Here is a 14,004-nt window from a genome sequence, read left to right as displayed (position 1 = left end):
CTGATACCCGCGTTCATTTTTGATATATAACCCTGGCAGGCGGCATTTTATAATTAACCCATAGGAAGATGAGAAGTCGAACGCAATCGAATGCAGAAGAAAGGATGTAGCTTATGAGCAGTTTGCCCTCCAAGCGGTTCTGGCAGCAGCGGTATCTGATGTTGCTGACCCTGCCGGCAGTACTATGGATGATCATTTTTAACTATATCCCGATGTATGGTGTGATCATTTCCTTCAAGGAATATACACCTTTTCAGGGGTTTCTCCACAGTCCCTGGACTGGGCTGGCGAATTTCCGGGAATTATTCAATGATCCGACGTTTACAGAATCACTGGCTAACACATTCAAGATCAGTATTGCCAAGCTGGTATTTGGTTTCCCGGCACCGATCATCCTGTCGATCCTGCTGAATGAGGTAGTATTCAAAAGGTTCAAGCGGATTGTTCAATCACTGACGTATTTGCCGTATTTCGTATCCTGGGTGCTGGTAGTCGGCTTAATGTACACCCTGCTGGACCCGGAGACTGGTGTAATCAGCAAAATGCTGGTCAGTACCGGGATTATTGGAAGCGATACCATGATGATGGGCAGCCCGCATACGTTCCTGACCCTGGTTGTATTTACGGAGATCTGGAAGAATATCGGCTGGAACTCCATCATCTATCTGGCAGCCATTGCCGGCATTGATCCCCAGCTGTATGAAGCGGCCATTGTGGATGGTGCGGGCCGGTTCCGGCGGATCTGGCATATTACACTGCCTTCGCTGAAGCCGACGATCATTATCCTGCTGATTCTCTCGGTGGGCGGGCTCATTAACTCGAACTTTGATCAGATGTACCTGATGCAGAATTCGATGACCCAGGATGCAGCCAATGTGCTGTCTGTGTATTCGTACAAAACGGGTCTCGTAACAGGCAGATTCTCCTACGGTACTGCGATTGGCCTGTTCCAATCCATCGTTGCTTTTGTGCTGATGTACATTGCCAATTATTCTTCACGCAAAATCACTAAAGAGAGCTTGTTCTAGGAGGCGGGACATCATGTTAACGTATTCGAAAAGGTGGCCGGAACGAGCCTTTGACATCCTGAATGTGCTGGTGCTGCTGGCGCTCTGTATTATGACCCTGTATCCGTTCTATAATATCGTAATTACTTCCCTTAACGATCCGACGGATGCCGCCCGTGGGGGGATCGCCTTCTGGCCGCGCGTGTTCTCCATGGAGAATTACAAAGTCGTGTTTCAGGATGAACGTATGGGGCATGCCTTTTTCATCACCATCGCCCGGACTCTTGCCGGAACAGCAACTGCGGTATTGTTCACAGCAGCCTTTGCTTATGGTGTATCCAAAACCGAGCTGATGGGACGTAGGATTTTCCTCATGATGGCTATTGTCACCATGTATTTCAGCGGCGGTATTATTCCTTATTACCTCGTTGTAGCCAAGTATCTGCATCTAAAAGGGAGCTTCCTGGTCTACATTATCCCGAATCTGTTCAATGTGTTTAATGCCATCATTATGCTGACCTTCTTCAGGGGACTGCCCAAGGAAATTGAGGAATCGGCAAAAATTGACGGTGCCAACGATCTGCGGATTTTCTGGCAGCTGGTCCTGCCGGTCTCCAAGCCCGTGCTGGCGACGATTGCACTTTACAATGCGGTGTTCCACTGGAACGCCTGGTATGATGCCATGTTATTCGGTAATGATAACCTGCTGACACTCCAGCAGATTCTGATGCAAATTATCAGCTCGAACAGCAATGTCAGCCTGATGGCCAGCAATCTGGGGCTGGGTTCAGTCTCTGCGCAATCGCTTAAGCTGGCTACGATGGTCATTACCACATTGCCGATTGTCTTTACCTACCCGTTCGTACAGAAATATTTTGTGCAGGGCGTGATGATCGGTTCGGTCAAAGGTTAATAACGGCTTTAACGGCTCCGGCCGTTTAAGTATATAGATTTCATTTTATGGGAGGTCAATGTATGAGAAAGAAAGGCGCACAAGGAATGGCCGCTGCTTTACTCGCCGTCACTCTGCTGGCAGGCTGCAGTTCTAATAATACCGGCAATAATGCAAATGGAGCGGCTGAGGGTAATGCGCCAGCTACTCCGGCAGCGAATGCTTCGGCAGAACCTGCTAATGCAGGCACAGACACCGGAAGCACGGAATCCTGGAAGCAAGACACCTCACCTTTTAAATTCACCCAATATTTCTACGGGAACTGGGCATCTGCATATCTGTGGAAGGATCAGTATGCGATGAAGCTGGCAACAGAAAAAACAGGTGTGACGATAGACCGCAAGCTGGCAACAGGGAACGATGACGATTACCTGAACACCATGATTGCTTCCGGGGATCTGCCGGATACCATCATGCTGGACTGGAACAATCCTGCGGTAAGCAAGCTGATCAATAATGGTATGGTCTACTCCATGGATGAGCTGATGGACAAATATGCACCGGAGCTGAAGTCCATGCTCGACCCGGATATGGTGAAATATCATTCGGTTAACGGGAAGCTCTGGTACTTGCCGAACCTGTTTGAAACCGCTGACAGACTGACCAGCGGGGTTCCGATTACGCCGATTCGTCCTTGGTTCTTCCGCGAAGATATTTACAAGGCCATTGGCAGTCCGGAGCTGAAGACGACAGATGATCTGATGAACGCCCTCAAGCTGGCAAAGGAGAAATTCCCTGAGATCAGTCCGGTCGGTGTGGAGAACTTCGATGTGGCCAAAAACAGCTTCGGCGGCAGCTTGTCAATGAACTTCCTGATCAGCTCCTTCTCGCCGAATCTGCTGGAGGAACGCATCAAGGATGATCAGCAGATCGTAGAATACCCGATGCGGAACAAAGGCTTCATCGATTCCTTCCGTTACATGAACCAGCTGTACCGCAATGGACTATTCGATTCACAGCTGCTGATCTATAAGCAGGAGCAGTATGAAGAGAAGCTGTATGGGGCGCAATATGCCGCAGCTTCGCAGTACATGTCCAATATGTACACCCAATACAATCCGAAAATTGAAAGTACGCTGGGGGCCGATCATAAATACACGATTATCGGCGGACTTCAGGCGAATGGCCAGGACCCAAGATATGCCGCTTCCCGTCTGATGGGCTGGCAGGGCTTCTTCATCACCAAGAATGCGAAGAATCCGGAACGGATTATCCGCTTTGCTGAATATGCCTGGTCCGATGAAGGACAGCTTGATGCACGCTACGGTACTGAAGGCGAGACTTATGACATGGTTGACGGCCTGCCGAAATTCAAGCAGGAAATTATGGACTTGAAGCTTAAGGACAACAACGCTTATAACGCCCAGTACGGCTTCGATGATTCGACCCTCCTGATGCGGGCAGGTAAACTGTGGGATGATGCGTCCGCCCGTGACTTCCAGGAGCAGCAGCCGGAGCAATTCGCCGGAGCGAAGCTGCTGGAGAAATACAACTTCGACAGCTACTCCCTGGGCATGGACAATCTGGAGCCGGACGGCTCTTCACCTGAAGGTGTGATCAACGGCAAAGTGAAGGATCTCTGGAACAAAACCATTCCGAAGCTGATCCTGTCCGAAACCGATGCTGATTTCGACAACGCCTACAATGATTTCATCAGCCAGATGGACAAAGTCGGTGCAGAGAAGGCCGAGAAAGTGATGTATCAGCGCCACCTGGAGGATATGCAGAAGAAGGGCGTTCAATAAAGGATAGTGGGTTAGAGGGATTCGAGGGGGACCGTGTTTATCACGGTTCCTTTTTTTGTCGTTCTATTGATCTACACAAATCATGGGGAGAATCCGATAACTTGGGATAAAGGGAATATATTCAATAGATTCCTGATATTATATCTGGCTGATGAGGAACAGTGACCAAGTCAAAGGAGCGTAATATGATTATCAGTTTGATTTTCGTTGCTTTAAGCGGATTAATGGGAGTAGGGATGTACTTTCTAGTCATCGGCATAGTCTTTTCTGCTGGCGGAGGCGGTTTATTATGGACAGCAACCGACTATAATCAACTGTCGTTTTATATTGTTCTCTTGGTAGTGTGCCTGGTAATCTGTTTTTTCTTTGCAAAACACTTGTTAGAGAAGAGCCTGCATCTTTTGCTCCTGATCTGTTTTAGTACGACAGTGCTCTTTTTCTTCCTTGCGCCTTGGCTGGTGAGGTGAAGAGAAATGCATAAGAAGATGATTCTTACAATAAAAGGAGTAATGCAGGTTTTAGTGGTTATCGTCATCCATTTGGGGATGATTTACTTTTTAGAGATGAAGACGGAAGAGTGGGAGGGAGTGGGGAAGCAGGAGATATTCATCACATATTGCTGTCCGCTAATTCTCTTGAGTGTAACCTGTGCGATGGCTTTAAAGACGAAGAAAATCATGTGCAATCTGATTTGGTTAGCGGTTAGCCTTATTCCTAGTATTGCCCTCCTCTTGAAATTAAAAGAAGAAGCAGTGGCGGCGGAGCAGACCGAACCTGTATTTATTGAGATTCACTTTTCTCAGGGTTATGTTGAACTGATGATGTTATTCCCGTTTCTCTATTCGGTTATACAAATACTCTTTTTGATGGCTATGCTGATAATGATAGTGAGCGTGAGTAAAGAGAACACAGGGGATGCGGAGGATACATAGAATCATAAAGTTATATTTATTGGATATAACCGCTTTGTTCATGAGCACTGGTTTTGGTTGGTGATTTAAAGAGGCAAGGGGGAGGAAAGTGGAGAAATTAATCAATACAATGTTCCGAGCCATCCTTTATGTGCTACTGGCAGTTGGACTGCATTTGATCTTAATCTATTTTCTTGGGATAAGGATGGAGTTACGGGAGCCGGGCGTAATTCAAACTCTATTCAAGATGTATTTATTGCCCCTGTTATTGGGTTTTGTTAATTGTTTCTTATTGATTAGGACCGGCGGGATCAAACACCAAGTTATCTGGTTTTTAGGGATGATGCTCTCCAGCTTCCTGCTTCTGTTCTTTTTTAAAGTAATTCAAACTAGTGGAGATAGTGAGTATGGGGCTATAGTTTCTTTTGAACTTTTGCCGAAATATGATCTTGAAATGCTCCTGCTTTTTCCCAGAGGCGTTTTAGTAGTGCAAAGTGTTTTGACATTCTACTATTTGATTAAAAGAAAAGAGATTTTGAATCGGGTACTGGTTTAAATTAAGGGAGATAAATGGAATCTGGGGGCTGCGGAAGATGAAACCAAAAAAGACAGTACTCCGAACTATTTCACATATACTGGCAGCAATTGTAATACATTTGATATTAATTTATTTTCTCGGGATAAGAATTGAGGGAGGAGGGGGAACAGAGTTAATCATTTTACTGTGTAAAACGTACATTCTGCCCCTCGCCATGTGCTTTATCAACGGTTTATTGTTTAGTAGGGCGAAGAGAGTCAGGGACCGTATCACCTGGTTCGTATTTACTGTCATCCCAAGCAGCTTACTTCTGTTTCTTTTCGTGGTAATGCAAAGTGATGGAGGCAGTGAGGATGAGCTTGTATTTATTACAATGCCGAAGTATTCGGTTGAAATGATCTATCTGCTTCCAATAGTTATTATAATCATCCAATTAATTATGACGTTATATTATCTTATTAGTGTAAGAGTATGGAACGAAAAATAATGTAATAACTATCGAAGGAAATGATTGCCGCACCTGTTGTGCTGGCTTATAATTAACTCAGACGAAGAACGTCCCAAGCTGCTGCTGGCAGAGGGGCGTTCTTTTTTTGCGTAAATGAGAGAGAGGAAGGAACTGATATGGAGTTTGAAAAAGCACATCAGCTGCTATTAGACCAGCATTTATCGGTTAGAACAGGGGAGCGCAGAGGCCGGTTGGCACGGGGGCATCAATATGCCGAGAAGCTATTCCTGCAAAATGTCTGGTGGCCGCTGTTCGGCAATCTGGACCATCTGCATCCTGAATATGAGGTGTATGACTGGAACCGCAAGTCGCAATTTCTTGATTTTGCTTTTCTTCCGCCGTACGGGAAATTCGGTCTGGAATGCGATGGGTATCAGAGCCATGTGAAGGATATGGACCGGGAGAGGTTCAGCTATTCGCTTAACCGGGATACTTTTTTGAATGGACTGGGCTGGAGGATTATCCATTTCTCCTTCGACGATGTGCAGAACCGCCCGGAGATCTGCCGCATGCTGCTGCAAATGGTCATCGCCCCTTCATTGATCCGGGTTCCGTCCGGGCAATCTCTCTCCCCGCAGGACAAGGAAATCGTTAAACTGGCTTGGAGCCTGGACAAGGGACTACGTCCTAAAGATGTGATGCTGCAATACAATCTGAACTTTCGGACGGCGCGTAAGCAGCTGCAGGAGCTGGTGCGTAAAGGGCTGCTCCGTCCGGTGATGCAGAATTCATACATTTGTTATTACGAGCCGGTGCAGGGCGTACCTGATATGTTCGTGTAACTGTTTCTGTAGCTGTTTATGTACGTACGGATGTAAGAGCTGATGTAAGAGCGGATGTTAGAGCTGATGAATTGTCCGGGAAAATATGCTCTGAGCTTTCAAGCAAGGTTTGTAAGTTAGGCAAACTGCTTAGAATGTGCTGTTGTCTCAGAGCTCCGGCTTATAGCAGCAATGGGATTCTTAAGTTGGCGTAGAGGGAAATGTTGTATGAAATACAACTCGGTTACATGCATACCCGGCTGTTTTGGAGGATTGTTGTACGAAATACAACAATTATTCCAATAATCGGCTTGGAGGAGGAGAATTGCTGCATTTTATACAACATTTTTCAATTTTTACCCTTTTAAGGAGGGGAATGTTGTATTTAGTGCAGGAATTTGAGTAATAGTGACCTTACTTCGCTCCATTTGCTCCATACGCACCCTACGCACCATGAGGAGGCGCACGGACCCAGGCAGGATTACTCTATAGACATTAAGAAGTTTATCGACCTGAAGAAGTTAACCGACCTGTTCGCCCACGGATTTGCGCAGATGAACCAGCTCATAGATTCGTGTAATGAACCTGCTCATGGACAGCCTATAGTCTTGTTAACGTTCTATTCACAATACTCTGTTAGTCTCTATAAGTGTCAGGCGGATGATCATCCGGCCTACAATATATAAGATGATGCGGAGGATAATATGGTAATAACTATGCAAAAAAGGCTGACCGCTGGTCTGACGATATTAGCTGTAATCGGGTTAAGCGTGAGCCTTATATTTCCCGGGAAACATGCCATGGCCGAGACGGCTCAAACCAAGCCGGCGGTACCTCAGACTGAAGCACCTGCCGCCAATCTGGAGGATATCGCGGGTCTGACTGCTTTCGTTGACGGAATCATGGAAGAGGATATGAACCGGCTGCAAATTCCGGGAGCGGTGATCTCCATCGTTAAGGATGGCAAGATCATTTTGGGCAAAGGGTATGGCAGCTCCAATCTGGAGCAAGCGGCTCCGGTTGACCCTGTAACCAGCATGTTCCGAATCGCTTCAACAACCAAGCTTTTTACCTGGACTGCCGTAATGCAGCTCGTTGAACAAGGTAAGATTGATCTGGATACCGATATTAACACCTACCTGAAATCCGTGAAGATTCCTGCCACTTATCCTGAACCCGTCACCATGCGTCATTTGATGACCCATACAGCAGGGTTTGAAGAGGGCGGAGTCGGTTATCAGATCGTCACTGATCCTGCCGGATTGCCCGGTTCCATCTCGGAGACACTCCATAAACATATGCTGGCCCGGATCAGACCACCCGGTGAGATGAGTGCCTATTCTAACTATGGAGCCACGCTTGCAGGTATGATTGTGGAGGACGTCAGCGGTATTCCTTATAATGATTATATTCAGAAGTATATCTTCGATCCGCTGGACATGAAACATTCGACCGTCGTGGAGCCATTGCCGGAGTCATTCATCCCTTACCAGGTGGTAGGGTATAATAGCGAGAACGGCAGCTTTATTCCAGGCACGCCTACATTCGAGGGAGGATTTCGTCCTGCCGGCTCGGGCACTGTAGCTGCATTAGACATGGCACATTTCATGATCGCGCATCTGCAGAACGGGAAATATGGCGACGGGCAGATTTTGAAGCCTGAGACTGCTGCATTCATGCATTCAACAGCGTTCCAGCTCGATAAGCGCCTGCCGGGAGTAGCTCTCGGATTCGCAGAGAAGCGGGTGAACGGAGTAACATTAATCTCTCATGGCGGCTCCGATCCCATGTTTAATACGGAATTGTATCTCGCACCTGCCAAGCAACTGGGGATTTTCTTATCCTACAATGGCGGTCAAGGCAGTGAATCGGCAGCAAATCTGGTCCAGGCCTTGTTCAACCGGTATTATCCCGCTCCCGAAGTGAAGCAGCCGGAGTTCTCGGCTTCTGCGGAATCCGTGCAGAAATATGCCGGCTCCTATCAATTTACACGCCGCAACATTAGTGATATTGACAAGTTCTTTAACTTTTTTGCCCAGCTGAATGTTACGATTGCGGACAATAAGCTATCCTTGGGAAGCGGCAGTGAACAACAGCTGTACAGAGCCATCGGTCCTAACCTGTTCCAGCTTGAAGGAGGGACCGATCAGATCGGCTTCCTTACGGATGAGTCCGGCAAAGTAACACATATGCTCCTGGACATGGCTCCGGAAATGCCGCTGGAGCGTACGCCACTTTTGGATCAGAGTAAGTTTTGGCTTATCCTTCTTGGTGCCGCAGGATTCATTTTCATCACAGCTTTGCCCGGCCCCCTCTTCTTCAGACGCAGGTTCAAGGCGATGACGCCCCCGGAAAAGCGGGCCATCCGATTATCTGCGGGAACTGCCGGCTGGGCGCTGTTATCTTTTATTACTCTGTTTATGGTTATTATGTCCATGGACATTATGCAGAAGCTCAGCGGTATCAGTCCTTTGCTGTCTGTCAGCTTGGTTATGCCAATCATTATGGCGGGCTTGACCTTAGCAATGTTGGTCTCGGCTATATTGGTTTGGAAAAATAAGTACTGGACCGCCTTAAAGCGGGTGCATTACACGTTAGTGACGCTTTCGGCTGTCGTACTGATGATCTTCTTCTACTATTGGAATCTGCTCGGCTGGCAGTTTGGATAACGCTTAAGAGAGAAGGATGATCGTGGCTACTATACTTATCGCGGATGATGATGACAATATCCGGAAGCTGATGTCTCTATATCTGCGCAAAGAAGGGTTCGACCTCGAAGAAGCCGGGGACGGCACCAAGGCCTTGTCCATCATAGAGGACTCACAGATCGATCTTGTCATTCTGGATATTATGATGCCGGGACTGAATGGCTGGGAGCTGTGCAGGGAAATCAGGCGTTCGGATGCCAACCTCCCCCTCCTCATGGTGACGGCCAAAGCGGAATCTGCCCACAAAGTGAAAGGATTTCAGCTCGGAACGGATGATTACCTGACCAAGCCGTTTGATCCGGTGGAACTGGTGATGCGGGTAAAAGCGCTGCTCAAACGCTCACTGGTAGTTACTTCCCAGTCCGTGCAGCTCGGCAATGTGGTGCTCAACCGCCGGACCTTTCAGGTTACACGCAGTGGGGCACCGGTCACGCTTCCCTTGAAGGAATTTGATCTTCTGTTTCTGCTGGTCAGCCATCCCGGGCAGATCTTCACCAGAGGACAACTGATTCAGCAAGTCTGGGGACTCCATTATGAAGGGGACGGGCGGACTGTAGATGTGCATATCAGCCGGCTGAGGGAGAAGTTCAGCGGCAATGGCGAGGGTTTTCAAATCGAAACTGCCCGCGGCCTGGGTTACCGGCTGATCCCTGAGCCATGATCAAGACACTGTATGTTCGGGTCATTCTCACGTTCCTCAGCATCATCATCTTCAGCCTGATCTGTTCCTTTTTCATTGGCTTGTATGTTTTTCAACAGCAAATAAGCTATAAGGGACAAAGCGAAATGCTCGCAGTGGGCCAGGAGATCATTCACCGCTATGATGACGCCAAGCCTACAGATACGGACGAGTTCCTGAATAGTATGGTTAAAATATCGGCACATCCCATTAACCTGTACGATCCATCCGGAGAACATACTTTTTACGGGCTCATAGATAGCCCTGCTGTACCCATCACCCCGGAAGCTGTCCGGCAAGTGCTGCAGGGAAAGGTCTATCGTTCCTCCAAGGAAGATAAGGATACGTTCATCGGAATGCCCTTTATGCTCAAGGGGGAGTGGCATGCAATGTTCCTGCAGTACTCTGCCGGGAACGAGGCTATCGTCAACCGGATGGTACTCTTTGTGCTGCTGCTGGTGCTTGTGCTGGGAAGTGTATGTATCGTTGTTGCTGCCAGATATCTGGTGGAGCCGATCAAGGCTTTGACGAATGCAACCAAAAGACTGGCCAAAGGTGACTTCGAGGTGGAGCTTAAAAGGAACCGTGTGGACGAGATCGGGGAGTTGACGCAAAGCTATGTGGAGATGGCCGGAGAATTGAAGCAGCTGGAGCAGATGAGGCAGGACTTCGTATCGAGTGTTTCGCATGAAATTCAGACACCGCTTACGTCTATTTCCGGCTTTGCCAAGGCGCTGCAGAATAATGACCTAATTGCGGAGGAGGAACGCAAGGACTATCTGGATATCATTATTGCGGAGAGTGGGCGTCTGTCGAGGCTAAGTGATAATTTGCTGAAGCTTGCTTCCCTGGATTCCGAGCATCATCCCTTCATAACAGGCTCCTTCCGGCTTGACGAGCAGATTAGAACCATCGTTGTAACCTGTGAGCCGCAATGGTCAGCCCGAAGCATCGTTATTGATCTGGAGCTGCCGGAAGCTGTCCATATCATTGGGGATGAGGATCAGCTGAAGCAGGTATGGATGAATCTGCTCAGCAACAGCATTAAGTTCACGCCTGAAGGCGGAAAGATCCGCATCTCTTTAGACAGCAGTGCAGTAGAAGTATCCGTCACCATCAGCGATAATGGCATCGGGATTTCCCCGGAAGAGGCTGGTGCCATCTTTCAAAGATTCTATAAAGCTGACAAGTCGCGCAGCGGAAACAACAACGGGAACGGTCTGGGGCTTGCGATTGTCAAAAAAATCGTCTCCCTGCATCAGGGGAGCATTGAGGTGGACGGAGCGCCTGGAGTGGGGACGACGATGATTGTCAGGTTGCCCGTACGCCAGACATGATGAAATCCCTAAATTGCCGGTCCGCTGCCTGGTCTTCCTCCGTAACCAAACCGCCCCGCTGATGAGTAAGAATCACGGCTTTTTGCAGGTACATGAAATACAGGTGGGTGGACTTCTGGAGAATGTCCAGCCACTTATTCTTTTCCTCCGGAGTCACAGATGCTGTGTCAAGGCGTATCAGCCGTGAATACCAGCCTTCCATGGCCTTCCTGAAATCAGGCAGCTCCGCAGGATTCTTGGAAAGGGTGCTGTAGTAGACTCCAAAAATGGCATCATAATAGATCAGTGACTCCTGATGATCCTTTAGCGCGAGATATTGATCCAGAATCTTTTCCAGTGATTGTACAGGCTGTGCAAAATCAAAATCAAACAGCAGCTGTCCAAACATCTGCTCGAGGTTCAGGACGTAGATTTGAGCGGCCAGTTCTTCCTTGTCCTTATAATGATGATACAAGGTGCGCCGGGAGACACCGGCTTTCTCCGCAATTTGAGCCATATCCGTGCGCTCAATACCTTGAGCACAGAACAAGCCCAGCGCAGTATCCTTAATAATCTCCTTCGTCAACTGCATCTGCTTTTCACGCAAATTCAATGAATTTCTCTCCTGTCTTATGCTAATGTTCCGAAGCTTCCAGAATTATCTCTGCGCCGGCTCCGGCGTCGTGAGGAACTTGCTGCCCACTGAATAGGGGTTCCGATCGTTGACCACATCACCCAGCCACTTCAGAAGCTTCACGCCATCCTGCTCAGCCTGATAGAAGTCCCCTCTCGTGGCAAAAGTGTGCGGGGTTGTCCCCTTCGCAGCCTTCAGCCCGTAGTCGGTCAGATAGTAATAATAATCAGGTACAGCGGCAGCCAAAGCAGCTACAGATTGCCGCATTTCCTCTGACCACTCCTTTATAATACGCTGATCTCTTGGCCCCGTGTAATCGTTGATGTTGTTCTGAAAGTGGATCAGAATCTCGTCATATACCGAGTAGGATTGCAAGAGTACCGTACCTGCAGGCATCAAATGACCGTTCGCTTTAAAAGCGGCCCCGATGATATCGGCTTCGGGGGCATATCCGAAATTATTGACGAAGTCTGCATGCCATTCCTGATTCATCACAGTAGGCCATTTGTCCGATTTCAGAAAGGAACTGTCCGAGTATTGGAAGATCTCCGAGTCTTTGTAATGAGCAGCGATCTCAGGCGCCCAGAAGGCGGACCCGAATCCGCCAGCGCTTTCGCCGGCAATCAGCAGCTTATCGGGCTTAGCCGCGTTGGCATAGATCCAATCGAGGCTGCTTTGCACATTATTTCTCCCGTTATAACGCATGGTGAAGGGGCTGCCGTCCTCTTTTTTATATTCTACTGTGCGGTTGCCGATATGGAAATCTCCGGTCGAGTAGGGAAGATAGACTACATTCCAGCCATGAAAGGGGTTGGCCGGGTTATCCGTATCCATCATGCCTCCCAGCAAGGTCAGCATATAAAAGGGGATGTCCGGGAAATAGTTGCCTGTATCTCCACCTTTAATGAAGTTAATGAGCTTAATGGGGTGTGCGGCACTTTGCGCATCCCAACTGACCCCGCCCCCGGAGAAGAAGATGATCCAGTTATTCGTTTCACCTGTTTTATTCCAGATGAAATACTCTGATCCATCACTTGATAGGGCATTCCCGCCCAGCTTGACTTTATTCCACTCGTAAGGCTTCACTTCCTCGATTACAGGGGTAGTTGTCACCGGTCTTTGAATTACCCAAGCGTTGACCGCCACTAGGGCAATCAATATAAGGCTCAATAATCCAATACCTGTGAATATGATGATGTTCCTCATTTTTCTCATGTCATCGCCCCCTTACTCGGAGTATACGACAAGAATACTCATTGCACAAGGTGCATACTTAAATGCGGAAACAGTGCTGTCTCAACTGTGGATTATCCATGAAACATTCAGTTTTCATAAAACATAGTTTTATCGGGTTGAATTATGGTTGAATTATTTTTGTGTGTGATATACTAAAGTAAAGGAGGTGTCCTTTATGTCAAAGGTTAAATATGATTTGCTTCAGTTTCTTGAGAAGGTTGAATCGGGGAATGTCACTGCACAAGATATTCACAATGCACAGTCGATGGTGAAGTCCGCTGTTATTATTCCGTCAGGAAGTATCCTGCGTAAAGGAAGACCGGAGTTTCGTTCAAAGCACCGTGTTACGATTTCCGTATTAAGAGATGTGCCGCAATCTCATGAGTATTACACAGTGCAAGAGGTTGCTGAGCGTTTCAATGTAACCGATAAAGCAGTTTATAAATGGATAAAACATAATAAAATTGAATCGGAACGAACCAGCCCGCATAGCAGGGATATCAGAATCCCTAAACATCAATTTAAAAATCCTCCTGCTGAAGACAAGACATCCATACTGGAACAATCTATTTTCAATGATGCTCTCGAAATGGAACTCGTTAACCGTAAGGACCTATATCATGATGAAGACTAAGATTGTTATTTGGGACGGATGCATACTCGCAGACCGGTTTATTTACCGCAACCAAAAAGTTCGCAAGGAGTTCGATCGGCTGTACGATTTACACTTAAACAGCTTTATAGAATTCTGCCTGCCCAAGGCGGTTCAGGCAGAATTCTATGGATTGCTGCGCTCAGGAGGTATAGCAATACGGAAGGTAAAAGATGGGCCAATGATGCCGGTTGCTTTTGAGCATGACAAACTCATGTCGCTTTTTAAGTTATTTGATGGGATTTTTAATGTAGAATTTCTGGATTCATTAGCACATATTGATTGCTATAATACATAATGCTGATATTATTGTTACTTATAATCTAAAGGATTTCATTGATCCGTTCGGCAGAATTC

At 47.5% G+C, this 14,004-nt stretch carries 15 protein-coding genes; 13 read left to right on the top strand and 2 right to left on the bottom strand.

Annotated elements, in window-relative coordinates; all coding sequences use genetic code 11:
• Positions 1–113 precede the first annotated feature (113 nt).
• The 11 genes from MHI42_RS09865 to MHI42_RS09815 all read left to right on the top strand — a co-directional run bounded on the left by MHI42_RS09865 (position 114) and on the right by MHI42_RS09815 (position 11,146).
• A complete protein-coding gene (locus MHI42_RS09865; protein ID WP_171716558.1) occupies positions 114–1,028 on the top strand; it encodes an ABC transporter permease subunit in 915 nt (304 codons plus the stop codon).
• A gap of 13 nt (positions 1,029–1,041) precedes the next feature.
• Positions 1,042–1,920 (top strand): carbohydrate ABC transporter permease, encoded by an 879-nt coding sequence (locus MHI42_RS09860; protein WP_039308538.1) that lies wholly within the window; start codon positions 1,042–1,044, stop codon positions 1,918–1,920.
• A 62-nt stretch (positions 1,921–1,982) separates the two neighbouring features.
• Entirely contained in the window at positions 1,983–3,704 is a 1,722-nt protein-coding gene (locus MHI42_RS09855) for an extracellular solute-binding protein (protein ID WP_171716557.1), read from the top strand.
• A gap of 161 nt (positions 3,705–3,865) precedes the next feature.
• Positions 3,866–4,171 (top strand): hypothetical protein, encoded by a 306-nt coding sequence (locus MHI42_RS09850; protein WP_342423653.1) that lies wholly within the window; start codon positions 3,866–3,868, stop codon positions 4,169–4,171.
• A 6-nt stretch (positions 4,172–4,177) separates the two neighbouring features.
• On the top strand, positions 4,178–4,636 hold the full coding sequence (locus MHI42_RS09845) for a hypothetical protein (protein WP_171716555.1): 459 nt from the start codon (positions 4,178–4,180) through the stop codon (positions 4,634–4,636).
• An 88-nt stretch (positions 4,637–4,724) separates the two neighbouring features.
• Complete coding sequence (locus MHI42_RS09840; RefSeq protein WP_342423652.1) at positions 4,725–5,171, top strand: hypothetical protein; 447 nt, start codon at positions 4,725–4,727, stop codon at positions 5,169–5,171.
• A gap of 37 nt (positions 5,172–5,208) precedes the next feature.
• Positions 5,209–5,640 (top strand): hypothetical protein, encoded by a 432-nt coding sequence (locus MHI42_RS09835; RefSeq protein ID WP_342423651.1) that lies wholly within the window; start codon positions 5,209–5,211, stop codon positions 5,638–5,640.
• A 137-nt stretch (positions 5,641–5,777) separates the two neighbouring features.
• On the top strand, positions 5,778–6,443 hold the full coding sequence (locus MHI42_RS09830) for a hypothetical protein (RefSeq protein ID WP_342423650.1): 666 nt from the start codon (positions 5,778–5,780) through the stop codon (positions 6,441–6,443).
• A 695-nt stretch (positions 6,444–7,138) separates the two neighbouring features.
• On the top strand, positions 7,139–9,091 hold the full coding sequence (locus MHI42_RS09825) for a serine hydrolase (RefSeq protein ID WP_342423649.1): 1,953 nt from the start codon (positions 7,139–7,141) through the stop codon (positions 9,089–9,091).
• A gap of 22 nt (positions 9,092–9,113) precedes the next feature.
• Positions 9,114–9,791, top strand: coding sequence for a response regulator (locus tag MHI42_RS09820; RefSeq protein ID WP_171718661.1), 678 nt, complete (start codon positions 9,114–9,116; stop codon positions 9,789–9,791).
• The gene (locus MHI42_RS09815; RefSeq protein ID WP_342423648.1) at positions 9,788–11,146 is read left to right on the top strand and encodes a HAMP domain-containing sensor histidine kinase; all 1,359 of its coding nucleotides are present in this window, start codon (positions 9,788–9,790) and stop codon (positions 11,144–11,146) included. The genes MHI42_RS09820 and MHI42_RS09815 overlap by 4 nt, the downstream gene beginning before the upstream one ends.
• Here MHI42_RS09815 and MHI42_RS09810 read toward each other — a convergent pair.
• Positions 11,121–11,738 carry a TetR/AcrR family transcriptional regulator gene (locus tag MHI42_RS09810; protein ID WP_342423647.1) on the bottom strand — a complete coding sequence of 206 codons (618 nt, stop codon included), beginning with the start codon at positions 11,736–11,738 and terminating at the stop codon, positions 11,121–11,123. The two genes, MHI42_RS09815 and MHI42_RS09810, sit on opposite strands and share 26 nt — an antisense overlap.
• A gap of 45 nt (positions 11,739–11,783) precedes the next feature.
• Positions 11,784–12,974, bottom strand: a complete 1,191-nt coding sequence (locus MHI42_RS09805; RefSeq protein WP_342423646.1) for a pectin acetylesterase-family hydrolase — start codon at positions 12,972–12,974, stop codon at positions 11,784–11,786.
• Positions 12,975–13,170: 196 nt separating this feature from the next.
• Between MHI42_RS09805 and MHI42_RS09800 the strand changes: the two genes are divergently transcribed.
• A complete protein-coding gene (locus MHI42_RS09800; protein WP_342423645.1) occupies positions 13,171–13,629 on the top strand; it encodes a helix-turn-helix domain-containing protein in 459 nt (152 codons plus the stop codon).
• The gene (locus tag MHI42_RS09795; RefSeq protein ID WP_342423644.1) at positions 13,616–13,945 is read left to right on the top strand and encodes a hypothetical protein; all 330 of its coding nucleotides are present in this window, start codon (positions 13,616–13,618) and stop codon (positions 13,943–13,945) included. Before MHI42_RS09800 ends, MHI42_RS09795 begins: the two co-directional genes overlap by 14 nt.
• The last annotated feature ends 59 nt before the right edge of the window (positions 13,946–14,004 follow it).

Source organism: Paenibacillus sp. FSL E2-0178, assembly GCF_038593005.1.
Taxonomy (GTDB): Bacteria; Bacillota; Bacilli; order Paenibacillales; family Paenibacillaceae; genus Paenibacillus_AQ; species Paenibacillus_AQ phytohabitans.
The sequence above is the reverse complement of the archived record's forward strand: the minus strand, read 5'-3'. Positions and strand labels throughout refer to the sequence as shown.